Origin of the sequence: Microcoleus sp. PH2017_12_PCY_D_A, from assembly GCF_020738565.1 — a bacterium.
In the GTDB taxonomy this organism is placed as follows: domain Bacteria; phylum Cyanobacteriota; class Cyanobacteriia; order Cyanobacteriales; family Microcoleaceae; genus Microcoleus.
This window is the reverse complement of the sequence record NZ_JAEQCI010000075.1, coordinates 24,063-45,654: the sequence shown is the minus strand read 5'-3', so window position 1 is coordinate 45,654 and position 21,592 is coordinate 24,063. Positions and strand designations below refer to the sequence as shown.

The window sequence follows — 21,592 nt, the reverse complement described above, 5'->3', positions numbered from 1 at the left end:
GTTTTTTAATTAACCCGATCTGAATTCGATCGAAGTTTTTCAGTCGTCTTTAGACGACTTTAGCTATGAGACGGGGGTTTAAACCCCCGGCGGACTGTGCAGCGCAGATGGGGACTAAACAATAGAAGCAATATTATGGCAGGATTTGGTATCATAGCTATGCCTGACTCAATATTTCCAAAAACTCCTGTACAACTAGATCCGGTTGTTCGCTGCATCGGGTAGCTTCGTAATGTTTGACAAGACAGATCCCAGAATCTATCGAAAGTCGATCGCCCATTTCCTCTTCAGTTGCATTTTGATGGGATGATTCGCTGTCAATTTTCAGCATTCCTAATTTACCTTGGTGGAAGATCAGAAAGTCAGCTTCTAAATTCTGTCTACCTTCCGGTGTTGCGAGTCGGAGTTGGGAGTTGGGGATGAAGAGTGCACAAGTGCGATCGAGCTATTTTTTCTTTCGTTTGAGTTCAGCGCACTCGTTTCAGAAAATGCGTAAAAAATGCCAGGGCTTCGTCGTAAGGCTTACAGGGCCGTTAAAAAACTGTCCGAAGTATTGAAACCGCATATGCTTGCGGAAACGGCATCACAGGCTCGCCAAATGTTTTGCACGATACCGTCTTTACCATAAACTCAGGAGAACCGCTGAAACTCTCATTGTACGGTTGGTAATTGAAAACTGTCCGGACTATTGTCAATGGCAATAGCATTAAGTAGCAGTCCCAAGGATTTCATTTATGGAGGGAAGAGGTTAATGTTTAAATTGTTGCAAACGTTGCAAAAAATAATGCTGGGTGGAAATAACACATCACAAAATATTGACAGACAGATCGGGAAGGCTACAATAGAAATCACCAAAAATACAGTTCAATTTGATTCTGATGTCTATCAGTTTCGTAATGTCACAGGCTTTGGCGTATGCCCTGTTCCGACATTTAAAGTGCCATTATCATGGATTTGGTTTTCGTTTATCTTTGGACTTTGGAGAACCATGAATTCTTCTCTGAGTAGTGACGAGAAAACCGGAGCAATGTTGACGATCGGATTTGCAATTCTCTCATGGGCTTTTAATAAATTATGGCCGCCCAAATATGGTCTTAAATTATACCTAAATTCTGGTTCTCCATTGCCAATATTTATCACCAGGGATGTTCCAGGGTTAAAAAAGGTAGTTTCAGTCTTATATAATTTCATGGAAAGCCACGAAGAAGGTCACTATACAGTCTATTCAACCGATCGATCTATTCAAATAAAAGGAAGTGTGGGAGGAGCTGTTACAGCAGGTGATATTGGAGGCAGTTCATCAAGCAATGTTGGAGGAAATGTTTCGCGAAATGACTAAAAATAGCACTGTTATTCAAAGACAAATCAAATTAGGAGGGAATAATGGAAGATAAACAAAATAAAATTCAAATCGGAGGAAGTGTTGGAGGTTCTGTTACAGGAGGTAGTGTTGAAGGCACTTCATCAAGTCACGTTGGAGGAGATGTTTCATTCGCTATAAACGAATTCCCCTCATCCTCTGAACCTGATCAACCTGGAATCAAAGAGTTACTCACACAACTTCAAAAAGCAATTGAAGCAGAGCAAAACTTAAGTGAAGACGACAAACAGGATGCTTTAGAACAAGTAAAAGAGTTAGCTGAAGCTGCTCAAAATCCTAATGATGCAGAAATGAAAAATAAAGCCAAAAAGGCAGATAGGATGCTAGGACGAATTATCTCGGCTGTACCACAAGCCACAAAACTACTAGAATTCTGTAATAACCTACTGCCATTGATTACTAAAGTGTTTGGATTTTAGTAAGTGTTCGCAACTCTTAGAACACGCCTCAGAGTTGCGAACACTTACTATTTCTACCACAAAAAAAGTTCTTTGTCAACATAAACATATTTGCCCAAAACCGTCAGCGGTATCATCTCCCCGCTGCCCAGTAAATCGATTGAAACCCCATCTCGAATCAAGATTTTAAACAATTCCTCATCATCTTTGATCAAACTAGCATCTAACTCAATAACTTGACCTTCTTCCCTCATCACCTCCAACAAATCCGAAGTAGATACCTGAAATATTTCCTGATTATTGCACCGCGCACTCAAGCAATTGCCATAACTGCCCGTAGCTTCAATATCAGATATTGCCCATTGGCTTAAGAGATAATTTTTGTCTAAATACTCAAGGATTTTTGCAACTCTCAATTCCAGTTTTTCCTCTGCTTCGCAGCAAAGCGTCACAGCCCATTTTTGACCGATATTGTAGGTAATAGCCGATTTTTAAGATTTCATACATTCTACCAGTCTCGCGTTGCGCGGACTTTGTTTGTGTAGACGGGATTTTCGATCGCCCCCAAATCGGTGGTTTCAATACCACATTTACTCCTCACTCCTGCGACTCAAAATCCACGCGATCGTACATTTCGCCCAAAGACATCTCAAACTGCACCGAACTCAACACCATAACCGCATCAGCACCATCATACTCAGACAAAACCCACTTATTGTCATCCGTCTTGCAAAACTGTTCGACGTGCATCTCGTACTGATCGATCAAAACATATTCCCTCAATGTAGGAATGGTGCGAAAAAGTTTAAATTTTTCACCTCGATCGTAATTAGCTGTCGATTTCGATAAAACCTCAGCCACCATCACCACATTAGTAATCGCATCTTTCCTCCCCTCAGCAAACTCTAGCTTCCCCGCAACCACCATCACATCCGGATAAGTACAAAATTGCTTTTGCGGTATCCACAAACGCAAGCCCAAAGCAAATAAATGATAATGTTTCTGTCCTTTAAAAGCAAAATTCAAAGGCGTAATAATATCACCTACTATCATATTGTGGTTGGCGGAATTCGCAGGCATTGGTAATATTTGACCGCGATAATATTCACTTTTGTCCTCTGCTGCTTCTTCTAAAGCAAAATACTCGGCTGGAGAGTAATAACGCTGTGGCTTACTCTCAATTACTTCTTCGCGAATTTCTGTTGATGCCGTCATAGTACATCCTCATGGGATCGTACTAACAATTATAACCGGATTATCCGCAATCAAAACAACCGCTCAAAGCTCACTATCTTTCATTTTAATTACCTTCCCCTCAAACTCAAAACCCCTTTCCCAACCATCTAAATACTTATCCATATTAGGCTTGAACCACAGCGCCGCCTCCCCGTGTCCCAACTCCACCGCGCGATCGACTAATTCATACCAATGCGTCAGAGGCTTCCCCGTCGCTTCCACCGCTTGCAAATAATCCCAAACCACCTTTGGCACGGATACCGGCGACACCGCATACCTCAACAATTCCTCGGCACCCTCGGGCGAAATAATTACATTATTCTCAACCCAAATCATACCCACATCTTCTTGTCTTTCGCCTTGCCAATTCACCTCACCTCTCAATACATAACCCCAAGGTTCGATAAAATTGTCAATCAGATACTGCAACCATTCCACATAATCATAAAACTTTTCCATGCCGCTCCACTGAATCCCCCCGCCGTCAGCAGTCGGAATCCACTGACACCACAATCCCGGCTGAGTCTTCGGCGGGCGGTTGTAATCTACGATCGACAATTCCGACTCTTCATCCCACTTTTCATTGACAAAATAGCAGCCTTCTTCGCCCAAAGGCAAACCCACCGCCCTTCTCGCCGCATCGGGAACATCTAGCAAAATTTCAGGATTTCGCTTCATCCGCCTCGTCCGAGAAAACTCCAATAAGTAAAGAGTTTCGCTGTCCAATAACCGCTTGTTTAAATGAAATATTCCGTCAAAAATTGTAGTGTATCCCATAATTAATTCCTTCCCAATTAAACGATCGCAATTTGTGGCAAATCATTAATATGTCATCAGATCTTTCTGAATTATATAGCGGTTCTGGTGTTGAGTGCAATACATATATTCAGTAGGGATACAACAATTTTGTGTTTTGACTTTGCATTGTAGCGGAGGTAGAGAAATAACATTGTTCAGTGGTGCAAACAACCGGATTAAACCCACATTCCGGCAGGGGTTAAAACCCCTGCCTCAAAGCGAAAGTCCTCTTGCATAGGACTGAAGAACTTATCATTTTTATCCAAGAGGACTCTTGTCTATAACTCAAGAACTTATCAGTCCTCTTTAGAGGACTTTCGCTATTAGCCAGGGGTTTTAACCCCTGGCGGTCTTTGCAGTTAAGCTGACACCAATGAACATTGTTGTGTCCCTACTTAGTCTTGTCCAAATTCCGCGACTCCAACCAAATAGGAATTGCAATCCAAGCCACTGTTAACAGCAAAGCAACTACCGCAAATTGAGCCGCCCAAGCTACCAATTTCTCTAAAGACACAACTTGTCCTAGGAAATATGACAAACTTACCATGACAGATGCCCAGCTTGCTGCACCCAAAATATTGAACAGCGAAAATTTCCAGAAAGGCATTTCTGCGATACCTGCTAGGGGGCTGGCAAAAATTCGCAGCAGTGCGATGAAACGACCCAAAAATACGGCTTTAGCTGCATTTTCGCTAAACTTTTCTTTTAGGTCAAACAGTTGTTCTTCCCGAAAACGGAAAAATTTTCCCAGCTTCAGCAGTAGGGGCCAGCCGCCGTATCTGCCGATCGCATAACCGAAATTTCCCCCCACCGTCGCACCGGCGATCGCGCTTCCGAGCACATACCAGTAATTCAGTTCCCCGCTGCCGGCCAAAAACCCGCCAGCAATCGTAATCGTCTCGCCTGGAAGAGGGACTCCCAGATTTTCTAGCAAAATTCCCAAAAATACCGCCCAGTAGCCGTAATCTCGCGCAAATTGCTGAATAGTCTCTAAGGATAAAAACTCAAAAGACATTCGATACTGCCTTCGTAAACTTTTGCAAAGCTCGATACTTTTATATATTGGCTCGATTCCGCCAATAGTGCAATCTTTCGCTGTGATGAAAAACACACTACACTTGCGATCGCCAGCCAAACAAAAAAATAGCCTTCAACGCATTATAGATAAATGGAGAATTGTTGCGGTTGCCGGACGCGCGATCGCCAGCCAGTTTTTCTACTCAATTTATCACAAGAGGGCGATCGCCTGTGCTTTCACAGCAGTCCCGATCGCGCATCCTACAAACCTTAGCTAAAATCCGCTGATGCTGTTGAGACGTTTCAGCAAGTGAATTCACTTATTCATACTTTACAATCGTAGGATAACTGCTATGGAATTTTCCAACTTCAACGAACACATCATCCTGCAACCTCACAACTGCCTCGACTCCCAAGCAGGCAACCTCATCCAGCAACAGCTAGCCGAGATTTTGCCCGATCGCCCTCAACTCTGGGTAATAGACATGGCCCACGTAGATTTTATCGACAGTTCCGGCTTGTGCGCCTTAGTCGGCGGACTTAACGCCGCCCGCCACCGGGGATGCCGCCTGGTTATTTGCAACCTCTCAGTTACAGTCAGGCTCATTTTTGAAATTACTCAACTCGACCAACTATTTGAAATTTTTGACAGTTTCGAGCAAATTATCTCAACACAAAATCCCGCTTTAGTCGCTTAATAAAAATTATATCATTTCCCGTTAATTACCCACAATTAGGTTCGTAGTAAGGACTTTAGTCCTTCTTAATTCATCAAGAGAGGACTAAAGTCCTCACTACAAACATAAGAAACTCCCGCTTTAGTCGCTGGATAAAAATTATATCATCTCCGGTTAATTGCCCACAATTAGGTTCGTAGTAAGGACTTTAGTCCTAATTAATTTATAAAGAGAGGACTAAAGTCCTCACTACAAACATAAGAAACTCCCGCTTTAGTTGCTTAATAAAAATTACATTATGTTCCCTTAATTACCCACAATTAGGTTCGTAGTAAGGACTTTAGTCCTTCTTAATTCATCAAGAGAGGACTAAAGTCCTCACTACAAACATAAGAAACTCCCGGTTTAGTTGCTTAATAAAAATTACATTATTTCCCCTTAATTACCCACAATTAGGTTCCTAGTAAGGACTTTAGTCCTTCTTAATTCATCAAGAGAGGACTAAAGTCCTCACTACAAACATAGAGAAGTAATTTCTAAATCGTAAATTGGCTGATTTGTCAAGCAATGCCAGTGACAAACAAATAAATCCGGTACTTGAACCCCGACAGAAGCGATCGCAGGTGCAGCCGGAAAAGGCAAAAGTCGATCGAAAAAAATCCTGTCCCCAACGAACCCGAACTGCATCAAATAAGTCGCCGGCGGCGCATTTAAAAGATCCACGAGCAAACGGCAAGCCAACTCGTACAACTGCTGGCGCCAAACATCCGACAAATGCAGCGGTTGAGAGTAAGTCAACTCCCCCGACAACTTGTCAGATTCCCCAGCGATCGCCTCAGCATACAGCGGCCCCTTTGCCGTCAACACCACCGGCAGCCAAAAATTGCCATCGCCGACGGGCACTTGTAGTTCCTGAGCCACTCGATCGCGCGCCGCTAGAACATTAGCGCAAAATCGAAACAGATTTTGACCTGGAAAAACCAGATTTGACGGCACATCCAGCGTCAAAGGGCAAACGATCGCCCCCGAAAGAGCGATCGCGCCAGAATTGAGTTCAGAAACCGCACATATCTCGACTTCTGTTAAAGGATAGGATTGAGCGATCGCAGCCTTGAGGCGATCGGCCGGGCCTTGTTCGTAGCCTGTTACAATCACAACTTTAGGCATTGCCAAAGCTCGGCATTTGAATCCCGCGATCGTCCTCTGGATCGACGCTGGGCAGATCCAGGCCCTTAGCCTTGCGGTTGCGTACCGCCAGACGGTAAGTCACGCTCTGTAACTCAGTGTGCAACTGGTTGTTTTCCTTTTGCAGTTGCTGCAACTTTTCCTTAATCGGCTCGATCCGCTCGGCAAACTTCTGGCGGTAAACTCCCGGCAATTCCTGAACCACCTGTTCGAGCATTCTAGAGCGATCGGTCAATTCTTGCACCGACTGCCGCAGTTGGTAAACCTCAGCATCGCGCTCGGCGATTTGTTCCTGATAAAAACCAACTTGCTCTTCCACGGCTTGCAATTGTTCTCGCATCGCCTGCATTTGAGCTTGGTGGCGATCGGAAACTTCCGGCGCCGGCACAAAACTCGAATTTCCCTTTACCAGTCTGAACAGTTCTTGAGATAACTGCTGCACCAATTGGTCGCGCATTTGCAGCTCTTCGGTGAGACGAGATACCTCTGATTGCAGTTCTTTTGAGCTTACAAGTTTAGTTTGATTCACAATGATCCTCAGCTTTTACGATATTATATATTTCTTTAAAATATCTTTACCTTACCTCAGAGGCAAGAGGTACTTAAAAAGTTTTGAACCCGCAGCCGAGCGATCGATCGACCACAAATCAAGGGTCAAGCCCAGTTTAACCCCGATCGGCACCAACGTCAGTCGATTTTAGATTTTAGATTGCGGATTACTGATTTGATAAGGGTTTGGATCGCGGGCTGATAGTTGGATTCTTGTTTTAAACTGAAATTACATAAAATCGTCGGTTTCTTGTCAAGAAACCCGGTTTCTTAGCTTTTTCTGGCAAGAGTGCGAGATCTCAAGTCTAACCGATCGCCGCCGAGAGCACTTTGCCAGCTTCATCCAAGGTGCCGCCAAAACAGATAATTCCGTCCTCGTGACCGGCCATCGCCAGAATTTTGCGATCGGCCAAATTCTCCTCTTCAAAAAGTCTAAACATTTCTAGCGCCATTTGAGGAGTGCCATAGGGTATCTCTTTTCTAGTAGTAGGAATTTTAAACAGCAGTTGCTGCCATAGTTGAGGATTGTGAACGTGAATTATCGCACGCACATCATCTCTGCGAAGGTACAGTGCAGCGTGAGTTAGCGACTCCGACGAAGCTGGTACGGGGCCGCGACAGCCGAGGAAATTTTGTTCTAAGTTAAATTCGGTAACAGTACAATAAAATTCAGGCCCCAGATTTGGCAAGTGTGCCGTCTGGGTGCCTGAAATAATGAACTGACAAGAATTGCCAATTCTGATACTGATGTTACCAAAACCAATACTATTTTCGTAGACGCCTATTAGTCCCCAAGAGTGGAGTCGATCGCGCCAGTCCATCAAATCTGCTATGTTCTCGGCAGCCAAAGAATCTGCCTCTTGCCATTCGCAGCGGTACTTAACGACTCCTTCATCCATCTATTTTTATGCCTAGCAAATCCGCGACACACAAGTCTTATCCTGAGACTTCACCGAAGTTGTCAAACTGTTGTTTTGTCTGCTGCCTTCTGTCTCAATGGATGAGTGCCTTAAATAATTTACATTCCTGTGTCACCGTAATTGGCGATCGACATTAGCAAAAAGTATACTACGCAAGAAGAACAAATTATTCCAAACATCATAAGTCTAGCCTCAACAGGTCATTGCAAAAGTGGAAGGTAAAAACGCACGCTTTCAGGCTGGGAGTTTGATTCTTGGCTCTTGCTAGATCGAGTCTCTTATGTGAAACTATCTAACGTCCCTCAACAAGTTATTGCTTGAGATTACAGTATTTCTACTGAGGTTGTTAACCCTCTCAACAATATTTAACGATCGAGTAGTCCTTTATCCGGGAACTTAGGTAAAATCAACCGTACATTTACTTATTTTTTATTATATAGATATTTAAGTGAGCTGAACACAAAATCAAAAAAGTTTACCAAATCAACACAAATGCCAGCCGATCTGGAGTTGTTAATTACTGAAACCCTTGCTATTATTGCTTTTCCGTTTTCTCATACAACTCAATCAGGTTCAGCTAAGACCGTCCGGTCGCCAAAACAAGCTGAAACCTTTGCTGTTATTGATTTTCCCTTTTCTAGTATCGCTCAATGAGGTTCAGTTAAAACCGTCCGATCGCCAAAACGATGTGAAAAATAGACACGGAGATTGGTGTCACGCGCGATCGCAATTAAGTAGATCGGTGCTGTAAAACGCAATTATGTAAACCATTGTCAAGTATCCAAATGGGAAGAAAGCAGAACTCGTCAGTCTATTTACATACTGTTACATGGTTCTGTTCGCTCCCGCTGACCTACTTACAAAAAACCTTAAGCCAAGCGTATTGTTATATAACTTAAGCCTTCTTCCTGCTGCATCTGCTCGCCCCAAAAAAGCAAGCCGATCGAGCTATCACTGCTCGATCGGCTAAACTCTTCTGTGGAGGGCTCGCGCCCGCAGCCCTTTAAATGTGGAAGTGATACAAAATGCTGCCGTCGTCTTTAATTTCGCAATTGGCATTAAAGACTTCAGCTTGTTGGTTCAAAAAACGCTGGGCGACATCCGGCGACAGCCGCGTCTCCATCGCAAACCGCACCAGAGTGATTTCGCCGCTGCCTTCTTTGATCAGTCGGTACAAAGCACTTTGGAGCCTTTCGCTCTCTTCTCGCTGAAAAGCTGCTTTGTTCCTCCAATCCGCCACTGAAGGAATCAAACCGCGGCTGACCAAAATCGCCAACAGCAGGCCAACTCCCAAAATCAGAGGTACAGTTGGATCGCTCGTGGGCGTCGCCACAATTTGCGGCGCTGCAGCGGCGGCCAAACTGCTCACCATTTCTTTTTCCGAGGCTTGCGTATCCGCCATCGCCAGCTGAGTTTTGTTGTAAACGTCTTGCTGAAGCTTCATTTGCTGCAACAGGCGAGCGCGCTCTCTTTCGTATTGGTCGAGTTTTTGCTGAGCTTGTTTCAGGTCTTGAGTGACTTGTGCCAAGCGTTGGTTGAGCGTCTGATTGACTGATTGCCACCGATATCTATTAATCAGGCGGCTTTTTTCCACCATGCCCTTCATCAGCATATCTGCCGTTTGCACTGCTTGCTGCCGATCGAGCGATCGATACCCAACAGCAATCTCTAGCGGTTGTTCCGGCTTAGAAATCTGGACGCTAGCATTTTGTCGAACTTGCTGTGGCGACAGCTTAACTGCATCTGCCACTGCTTTGACAACATTATCTGCCAGCAGCACATCTGGAGTCAGTTGCTCTCCCTGCTTGAGAATTGTCGTGCCCGTGCTCGAAAATTTTACTGGCGGATTGTTAGAAGAAAGAGTGCCTTGAGCCATGAATCCGGGTGGCGGAGCTAGGCGGTAGGCAAGGGCCCCTGAAATACCCATAATTACAGCGAAACTGCCTAAGGCAATCCATCTGTACTGATTTGCTGAAGATCTAAAACGTAAATTTCCCATTTTGATAGTCAAGTCATAACATATGCGCCGTTGCAGCTAGTCCCAAACCAAAGAGCGATTGTCTCTTGATTTTGAGTGAAATTGACTGCTGAAAAATTCCTCAGATTGTAGCGAAAAGCTCTCATATCAAATCCGGGTTTCCGATACCCTTTATGAACCAGTTGGCCCAGGCCACGAAAGTTTGTATAGCAGCGGTTTCAACCGCCGAATGATAACGGGGATATCACGCCCCGGATTTGGTATCAGATCGGCTTTTGGGAGTTGCCAATATTCATGTTCCCAAAAAAGCATCGTACTTGTGTGTTATCGTAACTATAACCTCAGCTTTTATCTTTAGGAATTACTCAAAAAATTGATCGGTGACAAAGATTCAGGAAGTCTGCTACTACCTGCGGAGCCTCGTGCGAGAGTGAAATCTTGCGAAGCCTCGCCGTGTTTGTTGACACTTAAAACTTTCACCTTGGATCCTGCGGCAATCCTCCACTTATTTTACGTCTTGCTGTGCATTTTGCGTTCGCTATCGGGCAGATGCGTCGTTACTCGATCGCCCGAGCGCGAACGCAACTCGCCAGTAAATTTTTACTTTCGCGATCGCGGTGACGTTAGTTGTACGGGACTTCGGGAAAGTCTGAGATGTTGCCAAACTCGATACTTCTTCCCGTCGGCATATTTAAGCCCATCACAGTTACAAAAAGCCAAGCAATAGCGTCTACAGATTTTATCCGAGCGACTCCCGCTCACTCATCACAAACTGCTAATAATGCCCGATCTTCTCAAATAAGAGCCGGTCAAACAATGAAAAAAACCTTAAATATTATTCCTAAAAAGTTACTAGCCAAGAATTATACCACGCACTCCGAGTGTTTGCTACAAATAAAAAAAGTTGTGGAGCAGGCCGCCAGACCTGCTCCACATCAAATGATGGTTTGACAAAGGTACGATCGATCGACCGCACGAGGTGAAAGTTCAGAAGCCGATCGGCAAAATAAGACCCTCGCGGGCCATAACAGCCTTGGGAAAAGCGATTTGCACGTCTTCGGCGATGCGATCGAGAAAATCGTCAGTATGAGCCGGATCGTGGTGAAAAATCACCACCCGTTTGACCCGGGCCTCCTTAGCCATTCTCACCGCTTCCTGCCAAGTCGAGTGTCCCCAGCCCACCTTCGGAGACTTGGGGTTGTGATATTCCTCGTCGGTGTACATCGCATCGTAGATCAGCACGTCAGCATCGAGGGCTAAATTGTACACATTTTCATCTAGCCGATCGGGAAAATGTTCCGTATCCGAACAGTAAACAACAGAACGTCCCTGCCAAGTCACCCGATATCCCATAGCAGTATTCGGGTGATTCAGAGAACCAGTTCTAATCTCAATATCGTCCAGCATCATCGTCTGGTTGTGATCGATCTCGTGAAAAGTCAGATCTGCCGGCAAACCCATCAGCGGCACCGGCGAATTCGAGTGCAAAACCCGTTCCACGAAGTGCCGTTTCAGGCAATCTCCATCGGGGGGAATTGCCCCATAAATATCAAAACTATTGCCGCGAATGAAAGCTGGGGCGAACATCGGGAACCCTTGAATGTGATCCCAGTGATAGTGAGTAAAAAACATATAAGCTTGCACGGGCATTTCTTGCAGCAACTGGTCTCCCAGCATCCGCAAGCCAGTGCCGCCGTCAAAAATCAAGCGTTTTCCACCGACTCGCATTTCCAAACAAGAAGTATTGCCGCCGTAGCGAACAGTTTCCTGTCCGGGTGTCGGAACGCTGCCCCGCACGCCCCAGAACTGTACTACAAAATCATCTATACCTTTTATTGCTTCGGAGGGTTGAGGGCAATCAACGGGATTTGCCACTACAGAGGCCAAGCTGATTTCCATTTTAAAATTCAGACTTTAAGGTTCCACATTGTCCGTGATGGCGCAGCAAATGGTCGCACAATACTAAAGCTACCATTGCTTCCACCATTGGCACAGCTCTTGGTAAAACGCAAGGGTCGTGCCTTCCTTTTGCCGCCAGCAGCGTTGCTTCCCCCTCTCGGGTGACTGTGCGCTGCTGCTGGCGAATTGTCGCAGTTGGCTTGAAGGCCGCGCGCAGAATGATATTTTCACCGTTAGCAATGCCACCCTGAATTCCACCGGAGCGGTTCGTGACTGTACGAATTTCTCCTTGTTCATCAGTATAGTATTCATCATTATGTTCGCTGCCCAAAAGCAGAGTCCCGGCAAAGCCCGAACCAATTTCAAAGCCTTTGCTGGCGGGCAATGACATAATCGCTTTGGCCAAGTCGGCTTCGAGTTTGTCGAATACCGGCATTCCCAGCCCTTTGGGTACGTTGCGGGCGACGCATTCGACTGCGCCGCCGATCGAATCTCCACTGTCGCGAACTTTTTCGATCAGTTCAATCATTTTGATTGCACATTCGGCATCTGGACAGCGAACGATGTTGCTTTCTACTTGTTCTAAGGTAACAGTGTCCGGGTCGGCGACGCATTCTAAGTCAGAAATGCGTTTGACGTAGCCGACTATTTCTACGCCTGCTGCTTGGAAGAGAATTTTTTTGGCGATCGCCCCTGCTGCTACTCTACCAATGGTTTCCCTTGCCGACGATCGACCTCCGCCTTGCCAGTTGCGAATTCCGTACTTAGCATCGTAGGTAGCATCAGCATGGGAAGGACGGTAAGTTGTGGCCATTTCGCCGTAATCTTGGGGGCGAGTGTCTTGATTGCGGACTAAAATGGCGATCGGAGTTCCCAGAGTTTTGCCTTCAAACACCCCCGAAAGAATTTCGCAGGTATCAGCTTCTTTGCGGGGCGTGGTAATTTTGCTTTGTCCGGGGCGGCGGCGATCGAGTTCCGCTTGAATTTCCGAAGCGTCGATCGACACCAGGGGCGGGCAACCGTCAATTACCACTCCCACACCTCCGCCGTGAGATTCCCCAAATGTCGATATCCGAAATAGATGCCCAAAGGTATTGCCCATGATGCTTTTGCGTGAAACTTGATAATTTTTACTTTAACTGGAAGATAGATTTCTCAAATATAGATTTAGCGTATTTAAAAGAATATAGCATTGAGCCGCAGGCGACGGTGGTTCGCGCACCACAGAAGTTCGATCGCATCGTGGTAAAAGAAGATCCACGAGGCAGAGAATTGGAAGAAGAGGAAAACTATCAAAATTTCCCTTCTCCCCTATTCCATCCGTTACATCCGTTACAGAATCCGTTGCCGAACTTCCTTCCATCCGTTACATCCGTTACAGAATCCGTTGCCGAACTTCCTTCCATCCGTTACATCCGTTACAGAATCCGTTGCCGAACTTCCTTAATCTTCGTGTTCTTCAAAAGGATCTCTCAATTCCTTAGCGGGAGGGCCGAAAGCCGTGTAGATCGAGAAACCGGTGATTGCCACCAGACACATACCGAGAGAAATGCCGAGAACTGCTGCTGGTTCCATATTTGGGAGCGATTATGAGTTATCCCCTCTATAATATTACAAAAAATAACAATCCGTCTAAAAGTCTAGTAATTTTAGTCGCGGTACGGTATGGCAGACTCGGAGTGAGACAGGGAGAGGGGGAGAGTGTGCGAGTCGGGGATCTCAAAAATTGCGATCGCAATTAGGGCTAGAAATATGTCAAACTTTTGTGTAGAGATTCATTGCAGGTGACTTATGGCACAACGGACTTGGTTGGGAGACCGACTCAAACCCCTTAACTCAGAATACGGCAAGGTAGCCCCCGGTTGGGGAACCACCCTATTGATGAGCGTTTTCATTGGACTGTTTTTCGTGTTCTTGTTGATTATTTTGCAAATCTACAACTCTTCACTGATTCTAGAGAATGTGGACGTTGATTGGTCGAGTCTCGGTCGCTAAATTTTGAGCAGCGAAATTTAAGACTAACAGTAAAAGCTGAGGGTAGAGGAGAAAGGGTAAAAGCTAAGTTTTCCCGTTTTTCCTTGCCCTTTCCCGTTAGTGCGTCGGAATTAAATGTTAACTAATTAAACAAATTGCAGGAGAAACAAAATGAATATTTTTGGCATTGGTTTGCCGGAAATGGCAGTAATTTTCACCATCGCGCTGTTGGTATTCGGCCCGAAAAAGTTGCCAGAAATTGGTCGGAGTTTCGGGAAAGCGCTGCGGGGTTTTCAGGATGCTTCGCGGGATTTTGAGTCGGAGTTTACGCGGGAAGCCAAGCAGTTGGAAGAAGCAGTAGCAACCAAAAAGCCGGCATCAGAAAAACTCGCGGCGGCTAAGGAAGATACCGCAGATAGTTAAATGAACAACACTCAGAAGTCGGAAACTCCAGCGGAGTTAGTTATTCCCCAGCTAATTGTAGGTTTGGGGAATCCAGAACCAAAGTACGATCGCACGCGACACAATATCGGCTTTAATGCAGTGGATGCTTTGGCCCAAGCTTGGCAGATTTCGCTGTCGGAAAATCGCAAATTTCAAGGCATTTTCGGCGAGGGAAATCGGCCGCGCGGACAGAAAATCCGGTTGCTGAAACCGCTGACGTACATGAATCTGTCGGGCCAAGCAATTCGAGCGGCGACGGATTGGTACAAAATACCTCCACAGTCCGTGTTAATAGTATACGATGATATGGATTTGCCGATCGGGAAAATGAGAATGCGCCTAGCCGGTTCAGCGGGCGGGCACAACGGCATGAAATCCACAATTTCTCATTTAGGGACAGACAAATTTCCCCGATTGCGGATTGGCATCGGCAAACCTCAAAGCGATCCTGCTAAAAATGATAAAGATACGATTTCCTTCGTATTAGGAAAATTTTCCTCAGAGGAAAGTCAGTTAGTAGAGAAGATGCTGAAATTGGTTGTAGAGGCGATCGAGCTCAGTCTACAGCAAGGAATAGAAAAAAGCATGAGCCTCTACAACAATCGTACCATTATAGAAACAAACGCGGAAACAAAAAGGTGAGTTCGAGACGTTTGCCTGAAACTACAGCCTATGTCCGAGTTACAGGCCAATCTTGGCTAAAAGGCACGATTGAAGGTGAAGTGAGTGCCGGCAGTTTTGAGTGGCACTTTCAGTGGCGTTTTCGGGAAGAAAAAACACTAATTCTGGAGCCCTCTCAGGGTAGGGCATTGATTCAGGAACCGCTGCACCGTTTTCTAGAGAAATGGGATTATCAGCTTGAACCTGGTGGAGATTATTCGTTTACAGTTCGGGCTCAGTTTTAAAATTGATATTTATTTTGGAATAATTCTTGACACTTTATGCTAAATCTAGCATAATAGAATTGTAGGCACAAACAAAAACAACAGGAATCGATAGCCATGAGAAAAAACTTATTCAGACAATATTGTAAACATGACAAAAATATCACTCAAAACTATTGTATGGATTGGAAGTTCTCTGAACGATTTTAGAGAATTTCCAGAAGATGTACATGACATCATGGGCTATGCTCTGTATCTAGCACAAACAGGAGGAAAACACCAATCTGCTAAACCTCTCAAAGGGTTTGGAAGTGCAAAAGTTTTAGAAATTACCGATGACTGTGATGGGGATACTTATCGAGCAGTTTACACGGTAAAGTTTGGAGATACAGTATATGTTTTACACGCTTTTCAGAAAAAGTCTAAAAAAGGAATTGCTACACCGCAACAAGATATTAAGTTAATCCAAGAAAGGCTGAAACGAGCTCAAGAGCATTACGAAGAGTTCAAGAGTAAGTAAGAGTGGAATCAGTAGTGATAAGATGTGCTTATATTTCTAAATAATCTGGAAATAGACGGCTTCTTATCACTACTTTTTCAGGAATAACTAAGACTAGGTAAAAAATGGGGAAATCATGAGTAAGGAGATCGATATTCAAGTTAGTAGTGGCAATATATTTGCTGATTTGGGTATGCCTAATTCTGATGAAATGCTGATGAAGGCTGAATTGGTACGCCAGATAACTGAACTCGTTAATCAAAGGAAACTGAATCAACTTCAAGCAGCAGAAGTATTAGGAATTGACCAGCCAAAAGTTTCAGCATTGATGAGAGGAAAGCTGACAGGTTTTTCTACAGAAAGGTTGTTTCGGTTTTTAAATGCTTTAGGGTGCGATGTACAAATTGTGGTGAAGCCAAAGCTAAAATCACCTGCGATTCCTGGAATTAGTGTTGTCACTATCTGATGTCGGAAAAGCAGGCGCAGTTGCTTCTCGGTAAGCGCCGCAATAATACATAGTCAAAACAGCTTTGTAAGCCCAGTGATTTGATGGCACATCCGTAAAAGGATTTGGCAGAGTTTCCGCGCGATTCTGCACGCAAGCATTCAGAATTTGTTCTCGCGTTGGCTGGACTTGAACTAAAGAGTTATTTTGCTTTGGTTGTGCGGGATTTTGCGCCTGTGCGGGAGATGAACAACAGGCACTAACTAGCAGTATAATTGTGGAAACGATTCTGATTTTAAGCATCTCATTACTTTTTGTGCGACGATATATCCTAACTTCCACTGCATTCCCTGAAAACTATGCTGGGTCGTACCCTCCGCAATCGTTATCAAATTATCAAATTCTTGGGACAAGGCGGTTTTGGCCACACGTACCTTGCCAAAGATTTAGACTTACCCGGACATCCCCACTGCGTTGTCAAACATCTTAAACCGAAAGACCCCAATCCCAACCTTTTACTACTTGCCAAACGCTTATTCGAGACGGAAGCCCAAACTCTGTATAAATTGGGTATTCTACACGACCAAATCCCCAAGCTTTCCGCCCACTTTGAGGAAAATGGGGAATTTTATTTGGTGCAAGATTTTATCGCCGGACATGACCTTACCAAAGAACTGATTCCCGGTAAAAAATTAAGCGAATCCTATACTATTACATTCATTATTGCACAATATCTTAGAAATTTTAGCAATTGTTCATCAGCAAAAGGTGATTCATCGCGATCTTAAACCTGCTAACTTAATGCGTCGTCAAGATGGTAAAATTATCTTGATTGATTTCGGGGCTGTCAAGGAAATTAGCACAATAGTTGTGAATGCTCAAGGGCAAACGAAGTTAACTATTGGAATTGGTACTCCTGGTTATATGCCGAGCGAACAAGCAAGTGGCAAACCTAGACTTGCTAGTGATATTCATGCAGTGGGGATGATTGGGATTCAAGCCTTGACTGGTCAACCTCCTGATACCTTACCAGAAGATCCGCAGACAGGAGAAGTAATTTGGCGAAATCAGGCGCAAGTTAGCAATAATTTAGGGAATATTTTAGATAAAATGGTGCGCGACCATTTCAGTCAGCGTTATCAAAATGCAGAGGAAGCATTGCAAGCAATTTTATCTTTGTCTCGCTCTTCCTCGCCACCGCCGCCACCGCCAGGAGGTTCGACAGTGCGTGTAATTTCAACTAACACTACAAGACGAACTGTTTTACAATTTTTGGGTTTTGGTGGACTAGGACTTGTAGGCGTAGTTGTGAGTCAAAACTTGCTGAACAATTCCTCTCAAACTCCAACGGATCAGCCATCGCCACCGATATTACCCAAGGATACACCGTCTCCTTTGCCACCTTCAGAAACCCGACAACCAGAACCACCACCACCAAAAACTCCAGCGCCAAAAGTATCGTCAAATCCCCTAAAAACAGTTCAATTTGAAACGGTGACAGTGAATTCAACGGGGGAAATCACCAAGCGCAGCCAAAGTCAAGCACAGGTTTTTACTGAAACTATCGCCAAGGGCATTACTTTAGAGATGATGGCAATTCCTGGCGGCAGTTTCGTCATGGGTTCCCCCAATACCGAAGCAGGACGAGAGAAGAATGAAGGGCCACAGCGTACTGTTAATGTTGCCGCTTTTTTTATGGGAAAATATGAGGTGACTCAGGCTCAATGGATTGCTGTGGCCGGTTTATCAAAAGTCAAGATTGACCTCAAGGCTAATCCATCTTATTTTAAAGGTGATAATTTGCCTGTTGAGCAAGTATCTTGGGATGATGCTATAGAATTCTGTTTGAGGTTATCTCAACTTACTGGACGTAATTATCGATTGCCTAGTGAGGCAGAATGGGAATATGCTTGTCGTGCAGGAACGACTACACCTTTTTATTTTGGGGACACAGTTACCCCCGATTTAGTTAATTATAACGGGAATTATTCCTATGGTTCTGCACCGAAGGGAATCTGGCGTGAAAAAACAACTGCTGTGGGTAGTTTTCCACCTAATGGCTTTGGACTTTATGATATGCACGGGAATGTTTGGGAATGGTGTCAAGATGTTTGGCATGATAATTATAACGGTGCGCCGACTGATGGTAGTGCTTGGGAAAGTGGTGGGGATAATACTAAACGCCTGATGCGTGGTGGTTCGTGGAACTACCTTGCTAGGATTTGCCGCGCCGCGCTGCGTGCTTGGGACTCGCCGATTACCCGCAGCAGCGAATTTATCGGTTTTCGGGTTGTCCGTGCGTAGGCGAGGACTCTTGCCCTTTGCTATTTTGCTCTTTACTATTTTTTCTTTTTCCCTTCCCCTTATCGCCTCTGGTGACTCGATTTTTTTTGGCACTCCTGGATGCACTCCCGACAAAGAAACCGGGTTTTTTACTCTTTCTGTGGAGTACAGCGAAGGATATCGCAAAAAACCCGGTTTCTGGCCACCTGTGCGTAAGTCCTGTTTGGGAAAATTACTGTCACTGTGTCAAAATTGGGTTGATGCAACGATCGCCCTTACGCACTAACAACCGTACAGGTGCTAAACTTTTCTAATGAAGTGAGGTTGAGGAGTTAGGATTATTACACCCACACCTGAACAAAAAAATCAGTGCTATGTATTGTGCTGTTGGTTCACCAAGCTTTACTTGCCTATCAATATTGTTCGGATGGATGAGCGCACAGGAAATATATTTTTCCTGGCAGGTGAAGAAAATATCATAGAGATATACCCTAACGGACGATGGAGGTACATTGGATGAATAAGCCTAATTTTGAAGCAATGAGTCTGAAAGAATTGCGCGATTACTTTATGGCCCATCGGGATGACCAGGAAGCCTTTTATGCCTATGTAGATAAGCTGCATCAGGAAGGCAATTGGATTGAAATGCCTGCCTTGGAGTCATTGCAAGATTTAGAAAAATATCCTGAATTTACTGAGCGTTTTCGCGGTGACTCTCAATCTGTATAAATAATCAAGCAGTCGGCGGTTGAAGCCGCGTCTATACAAGCGATGTCCCTCTCTAAGAGACTAAAGAATCAAGGGTAAAAATTTGGGAAGAAGGACTAAAGTCCTGACTACGTTCCCACAGCCAACACGCTCAAAAACAATAGCCCGATCGCACCAGCCAACGGATTCCCATTAACTCCCGTCACCCAATCCGGTACAGAACCAGAATATCTGATTAATTTCCCGACATTAATCGTATAATATCCCCAGACGATACCTGCATGAAAGCCGATCGACAAACCCAATCTATCTTTGCTCTCCTCTCCTTTTAGGACTAATTTCAAATAATAATTCAGCCCGGTATAAGCAGACATCAAACTCCAGAAAGAAATTCATGTGTCCCAGAATTAATGGAGCATTCCTGTCTTTTGTCCAAGCAAAAGCTAAATCCACTGGAGGAAAGCGCTCAATGTTCGCCCTCAATACCAAGGCCCGCGCCTCAAACCTAGCCAAATTGCCTCCTAATGGAACAGAAAGTGTTTGACGTTCCCAAATTGCTCCTAATCTTAATCCCATTTCGTAGGGCAATACGTTAACACTAGAACCTGTATCTAGCAAGCCTGATGCACTTAAAGAGCAATTCTGATAAGTTAAAGTTAGTGGCAAGTAAGGCAATGTACTTAATGCACCCAGTTGCGGATCGATTTCGGTAAACGCAAATCTGACTTTATCAACCATGTTTTACTGCTTTTTCTTCTGATAATGCCTTTGCTAATACAGCAGCGGCTTCAAAAGAGTTGTAGGAATTAGTGCTAGATACTTTGCCTTGCTCTTCTAGCGGAACTATACCTGATTCTTGGAGTAATTCTGATACGATAAAATGCAGTAGTAAAAGTTTATCAGTGTGAGGCAAATCTTTCACGAGTGGTAGAAGTTCAGCAAGCTGCATAAAAATTTCCCCAGGTTGGTTGTAGAGTATGGTCTGATCTATTATGCCATTTTCAAGAAGTTTCCCACAGCCAACACGCTCAAAAACAATAGCCCGATCGCACCAGCCAACGGATTCCCATTAACTCCCGTCACCCAATCCGGTACAGAACCAGAATATCGCACTAACTCTCCGACGTTAATTATATAGTATCCCCAGACGAGACCTGTGTGAAAGCCGATCGACAAACCCAATCGATTTTGACAACTTCCCTTTGCCCAAACCAGTATCAAACCCAACAACAACAAGCCCGGAAACTGAGGCCAAGTCCGCAGCATTCCCTCCACGGATTTGATAAAATGAGATAGGGCAAACACCAGACTGTTCGATCGCACAGACATGGGATAACTGTAATCCCGCTGCAACTCGTCGAGCAACCAACCCCGGAATACCAACTCCTCCGCAAAACCCACTCCAAAGGCGCTTAATAGCCCTTCTGCAATGATTCTCGGCAAATTATGAGAATTTTGCCATGCGACAAAGCCGAGCAGTCCTTGCACCAAAAATAGGGTGAAAGTAATCGAAATGCCGATCGCCAATCCAGTCAAAAGCTCAAAACCGTTTTGTCGCGTATTGACTAAACCGTAACTTTTGAGCAATTGCGTTTGTCCGTAAACCTGTTTTCCCCAGCGCGGAAGTAGCAACAAAAACTCGGCAAACAGCAATGCCATTGTCAGAATAGTTGCGAGATTGCTATCTTTAACTAAGAGATAAATTGGTGCGGCTAACGGTAGCCAGATTGCTGCTAAGATTAATAGGAAAATTATTACACGTAACGGAAATGGATAACTGGCGATTTTTATGGGTTTAATCATTGGTTGTAAATTAGTTGAAGTTTGGTAAATTGGATTCTCCGATATTCCGACAGTCCGACAGGGGTTGAAAACCCCTGTCTCATAGCGAAAGTCCTCTGAAAGAGGACTGGAATTATTACATTATCATCGAGGTTGGCAGTCGGTTTTAACCGAATGCATGCTATGAGACGGGGATTTAAATCCCCGGCGGGCTTGTGGGTAAATCCGAAGAGTTTTGACGGAAATTCATCACATTATCATCGAGGTTGGCAGTCGGTTTTAACCGAATGCATGCTATGAGACGGGGATTTAAATCCCCGGCGGACTGGTGGGTGAATGCGAGGAGTTTTGGCTAAAATTTATTACATTATCATCGAGGTTGGCAGTCGGTTTCAACCGACTTTGGCTGTGAGACGGGGATTTAAATCCCGGCGGACTGGTGGGTGAATGCGATGTACAAAGCCCACAGAAAAAGCTAGAATAGCATCATATCAGTAGAAACTTTAAGTAAAGCAAAGCTATAACATCAGGTAAC

At 44.6% G+C, this 21,592-nt stretch carries 33 protein-coding genes; 16 read left to right on the top strand and 17 right to left on the bottom strand.

The annotated features are described in order from the left end of the window. Positions 1 to 157 precede the first annotated feature (157 nt). On the bottom strand, positions 158 to 331 hold the full coding sequence (locus tag JGK39_RS21600; RefSeq protein ID WP_293257128.1) for a hypothetical protein: 174 nt from the start codon (positions 329 to 331) through the stop codon (positions 158 to 160). Between the two features lie 363 nt (positions 332 to 694). On the opposite strand from JGK39_RS21600, the gene JGK39_RS21595 reads away from it, so the two are divergent. Then, positions 695 to 1,339, top strand: a complete 645-nt coding sequence (locus JGK39_RS21595) for a hypothetical protein (protein WP_293257125.1) — start codon at positions 695 to 697, stop codon at positions 1,337 to 1,339. A gap of 44 nt (positions 1,340 to 1,383) precedes the next feature. After that, positions 1,384 to 1,800 carry a hypothetical protein gene (locus JGK39_RS21590; protein ID WP_293257122.1) on the top strand — a complete coding sequence of 139 codons (417 nt, stop codon included), beginning with the start codon at positions 1,384 to 1,386 and terminating at the stop codon, positions 1,798 to 1,800. A 53-nt stretch (positions 1,801 to 1,853) separates the two neighbouring features. On the opposite strand, the gene JGK39_RS21585 is transcribed toward JGK39_RS21590, so the two are convergent. From JGK39_RS21585 to JGK39_RS21570, 4 genes are all read right to left on the bottom strand, one after another. Beyond that, entirely contained in the window at positions 1,854 to 2,231 is a 378-nt protein-coding gene (locus JGK39_RS21585) for a hypothetical protein (RefSeq protein ID WP_293257119.1), read from the bottom strand. A 145-nt stretch (positions 2,232 to 2,376) separates the two neighbouring features. Continuing rightward, complete coding sequence (locus JGK39_RS21580) at positions 2,377 to 2,994, bottom strand: Uma2 family endonuclease (RefSeq protein ID WP_293257116.1); 618 nt, start codon at positions 2,992 to 2,994, stop codon at positions 2,377 to 2,379. A gap of 63 nt (positions 2,995 to 3,057) precedes the next feature. Next, entirely contained in the window at positions 3,058 to 3,792 is a 735-nt protein-coding gene (locus tag JGK39_RS21575) for a hypothetical protein (RefSeq protein WP_293257113.1), read from the bottom strand. Between the two features lie 412 nt (positions 3,793 to 4,204). Next, positions 4,205 to 4,828 carry a DedA family protein gene (locus JGK39_RS21570; RefSeq protein WP_293257110.1) on the bottom strand — a complete coding sequence of 208 codons (624 nt, stop codon included), beginning with the start codon at positions 4,826 to 4,828 and terminating at the stop codon, positions 4,205 to 4,207. 85 nt (positions 4,829 to 4,913) lie between these two features. On the opposite strand from JGK39_RS21570, the gene JGK39_RS21565 reads away from it, so the two are divergent. Both JGK39_RS21565 and JGK39_RS21560 read left to right on the top strand, forming a co-directional pair. After that, positions 4,914 to 5,108 carry a hypothetical protein gene (locus tag JGK39_RS21565; RefSeq protein WP_293257107.1) on the top strand — a complete coding sequence of 65 codons (195 nt, stop codon included), beginning with the start codon at positions 4,914 to 4,916 and terminating at the stop codon, positions 5,106 to 5,108. Positions 5,109 to 5,183: 75 nt separating this feature from the next. After that, on the top strand, positions 5,184 to 5,528 hold the full coding sequence (locus tag JGK39_RS21560) for an STAS domain-containing protein (RefSeq protein ID WP_293257104.1): 345 nt from the start codon (positions 5,184 to 5,186) through the stop codon (positions 5,526 to 5,528). Between the two features lie 492 nt (positions 5,529 to 6,020). Here the strand turns inward: JGK39_RS21560 and JGK39_RS21555 are convergent, their stop codons facing one another. Both JGK39_RS21555 and JGK39_RS21550 read right to left on the bottom strand, forming a co-directional pair. Next, entirely contained in the window at positions 6,021 to 6,674 is a 654-nt protein-coding gene (locus JGK39_RS21555) for a hypothetical protein (RefSeq protein ID WP_293257101.1), read from the bottom strand. Then, positions 6,667 to 7,221 carry an Npun_F5560 family protein gene (locus JGK39_RS21550; RefSeq protein WP_293151059.1) on the bottom strand — a complete coding sequence of 185 codons (555 nt, stop codon included), beginning with the start codon at positions 7,219 to 7,221 and terminating at the stop codon, positions 6,667 to 6,669. Before JGK39_RS21550 ends, JGK39_RS21555 begins: the two co-directional genes overlap by 8 nt. A gap of 1 nt (position 7,222) precedes the next feature. On the opposite strand from JGK39_RS21550, the gene JGK39_RS21545 reads away from it, so the two are divergent. After that, on the top strand, positions 7,223 to 7,393 hold the full coding sequence (locus JGK39_RS21545) for a hypothetical protein (protein ID WP_293257098.1): 171 nt from the start codon (positions 7,223 to 7,225) through the stop codon (positions 7,391 to 7,393). Between the two features lie 153 nt (positions 7,394 to 7,546). On the opposite strand, the gene JGK39_RS21540 is transcribed toward JGK39_RS21545, so the two are convergent. Next, positions 7,547 to 8,140, bottom strand: a complete 594-nt coding sequence (locus JGK39_RS21540) for a class II aldolase/adducin family protein (RefSeq protein ID WP_293257095.1) — start codon at positions 8,138 to 8,140, stop codon at positions 7,547 to 7,549. A gap of 513 nt (positions 8,141 to 8,653) precedes the next feature. Here JGK39_RS21540 and JGK39_RS21535 point away from each other — a divergent pair. After that, entirely contained in the window at positions 8,654 to 8,815 is a 162-nt protein-coding gene (locus tag JGK39_RS21535; protein ID WP_293207328.1) for a hypothetical protein, read from the top strand. A 349-nt stretch (positions 8,816 to 9,164) separates the two neighbouring features. Here the strand turns inward: JGK39_RS21535 and JGK39_RS21530 are convergent, their stop codons facing one another. Further along, a complete protein-coding gene (locus JGK39_RS21530; protein ID WP_293257092.1) occupies positions 9,165 to 10,088 on the bottom strand; it encodes a hypothetical protein in 924 nt (307 codons plus the stop codon). A 705-nt stretch (positions 10,089 to 10,793) separates the two neighbouring features. On the opposite strand from JGK39_RS21530, the gene JGK39_RS21525 reads away from it, so the two are divergent. Beyond that, a complete protein-coding gene (locus tag JGK39_RS21525) occupies positions 10,794 to 11,090 on the top strand; it encodes a hypothetical protein (protein WP_293257089.1) in 297 nt (98 codons plus the stop codon). Positions 11,091 to 11,126: 36 nt separating this feature from the next. Here JGK39_RS21525 and JGK39_RS21520 read toward each other — a convergent pair whose 3' ends face one another. The 3 genes from JGK39_RS21520 to psbN all read right to left on the bottom strand — a co-directional run bounded on the left by JGK39_RS21520 (position 11,127) and on the right by psbN (position 13,613). Continuing rightward, positions 11,127 to 12,038: an MBL fold metallo-hydrolase gene (locus JGK39_RS21520; RefSeq protein WP_293257085.1), complete on the bottom strand. Its 912-nt coding sequence runs from the start codon at positions 12,036 to 12,038 to the stop codon at positions 11,127 to 11,129. A 1-nt stretch (position 12,039) separates the two neighbouring features. Continuing rightward, positions 12,040 to 13,140 carry a chorismate synthase gene (aroC, locus tag JGK39_RS21515; protein WP_293257082.1) on the bottom strand — a complete coding sequence of 367 codons (1,101 nt, stop codon included), beginning with the start codon at positions 13,138 to 13,140 and terminating at the stop codon, positions 12,040 to 12,042. Between the two features lie 341 nt (positions 13,141 to 13,481). Beyond that, positions 13,482 to 13,613 carry a photosystem II reaction center protein PsbN gene (gene psbN, locus JGK39_RS21510; protein WP_193971847.1) on the bottom strand — a complete coding sequence of 44 codons (132 nt, stop codon included), beginning with the start codon at positions 13,611 to 13,613 and terminating at the stop codon, positions 13,482 to 13,484. Between the two features lie 216 nt (positions 13,614 to 13,829). Between psbN and psbH the strand changes: the two genes are divergently transcribed. The 6 genes from psbH (at position 13,830) to JGK39_RS21480 (ending at position 16,305) form a co-directional block, all read left to right on the top strand. Then, on the top strand, positions 13,830 to 14,033 hold the full coding sequence (gene psbH, locus JGK39_RS21505; protein ID WP_293127124.1) for a photosystem II reaction center protein PsbH: 204 nt from the start codon (positions 13,830 to 13,832) through the stop codon (positions 14,031 to 14,033). 150 nt (positions 14,034 to 14,183) lie between these two features. Further along, positions 14,184 to 14,435 carry a TatA/E family twin arginine-targeting protein translocase gene (locus JGK39_RS21500; RefSeq protein WP_293257079.1) on the top strand — a complete coding sequence of 84 codons (252 nt, stop codon included), beginning with the start codon at positions 14,184 to 14,186 and terminating at the stop codon, positions 14,433 to 14,435. Further along, positions 14,436 to 15,098, top strand: coding sequence for an aminoacyl-tRNA hydrolase (gene pth / locus JGK39_RS21495; protein ID WP_293257076.1), 663 nt, complete (start codon positions 14,436 to 14,438; stop codon positions 15,096 to 15,098). Then, positions 15,095 to 15,361 (top strand): DUF3146 family protein, encoded by a 267-nt coding sequence (locus tag JGK39_RS21490; protein ID WP_293257073.1) that lies wholly within the window; start codon positions 15,095 to 15,097, stop codon positions 15,359 to 15,361. Before pth ends, JGK39_RS21490 begins: the two co-directional genes overlap by 4 nt. 130 nt (positions 15,362 to 15,491) lie before the next feature. Next, the gene (locus JGK39_RS21485) at positions 15,492 to 15,860 is read left to right on the top strand and encodes a type II toxin-antitoxin system RelE/ParE family toxin (RefSeq protein WP_293257070.1); all 369 of its coding nucleotides are present in this window, start codon (positions 15,492 to 15,494) and stop codon (positions 15,858 to 15,860) included. A gap of 115 nt (positions 15,861 to 15,975) precedes the next feature. Continuing rightward, on the top strand, positions 15,976 to 16,305 hold the full coding sequence (locus tag JGK39_RS21480) for a helix-turn-helix transcriptional regulator (RefSeq protein ID WP_293257068.1): 330 nt from the start codon (positions 15,976 to 15,978) through the stop codon (positions 16,303 to 16,305). Here JGK39_RS21480 and JGK39_RS21475 read toward each other — a convergent pair. After that, entirely contained in the window at positions 16,267 to 16,587 is a 321-nt protein-coding gene (locus JGK39_RS21475) for an S-layer protein (RefSeq protein ID WP_293257065.1), read from the bottom strand. The genes JGK39_RS21480 and JGK39_RS21475 overlap by 39 nt on opposite strands. A 56-nt stretch (positions 16,588 to 16,643) precedes the next feature. On the opposite strand from JGK39_RS21475, the gene JGK39_RS33705 reads away from it, so the two are divergent. The 3 genes from JGK39_RS33705 to JGK39_RS21465 all read left to right on the top strand — a co-directional run bounded on the left by JGK39_RS33705 (position 16,644) and on the right by JGK39_RS21465 (position 19,296). After that, entirely contained in the window at positions 16,644 to 17,072 is a 429-nt protein-coding gene (locus JGK39_RS33705; RefSeq protein WP_366048933.1) for a hypothetical protein, read from the top strand. After that, complete coding sequence (locus JGK39_RS21470; protein WP_366048932.1) at positions 17,053 to 18,588, top strand: SUMF1/EgtB/PvdO family nonheme iron enzyme; 1,536 nt, start codon at positions 17,053 to 17,055, stop codon at positions 18,586 to 18,588. Before JGK39_RS33705 ends, JGK39_RS21470 begins: the two co-directional genes overlap by 20 nt. 495 nt (positions 18,589 to 19,083) lie before the next feature. Then, positions 19,084 to 19,296 (top strand): hypothetical protein, encoded by a 213-nt coding sequence (locus JGK39_RS21465; protein ID WP_293257062.1) that lies wholly within the window; start codon positions 19,084 to 19,086, stop codon positions 19,294 to 19,296. 107 nt (positions 19,297 to 19,403) lie between these two features. On the opposite strand, the gene JGK39_RS21460 is transcribed toward JGK39_RS21465, so the two are convergent. From JGK39_RS21460 to JGK39_RS21445, 4 genes are read right to left on the bottom strand one after another with little or no spacing between them, the layout of a single operon-like run. Then, positions 19,404 to 19,619, bottom strand: coding sequence for a hypothetical protein (locus tag JGK39_RS21460; protein ID WP_366516002.1), 216 nt, complete (start codon positions 19,617 to 19,619; stop codon positions 19,404 to 19,406). Continuing rightward, positions 19,582 to 20,013 carry a hypothetical protein gene (locus JGK39_RS21455; protein WP_293180059.1) on the bottom strand — a complete coding sequence of 144 codons (432 nt, stop codon included), beginning with the start codon at positions 20,011 to 20,013 and terminating at the stop codon, positions 19,582 to 19,584. The genes JGK39_RS21460 and JGK39_RS21455 overlap by 38 nt, the downstream gene beginning before the upstream one ends. Then, entirely contained in the window at positions 20,006 to 20,224 is a 219-nt protein-coding gene (locus JGK39_RS21450; protein WP_293180061.1) for a hypothetical protein, read from the bottom strand. The genes JGK39_RS21455 and JGK39_RS21450 overlap by 8 nt, the downstream gene beginning before the upstream one ends. Before the next feature lie 41 nt (positions 20,225 to 20,265). Continuing rightward, positions 20,266 to 21,078, bottom strand: a complete 813-nt coding sequence (locus JGK39_RS21445; RefSeq protein ID WP_293322380.1) for a type II CAAX endopeptidase family protein — start codon at positions 21,076 to 21,078, stop codon at positions 20,266 to 20,268. Between the last annotated feature and the right edge of the window lie 514 nt (positions 21,079 to 21,592).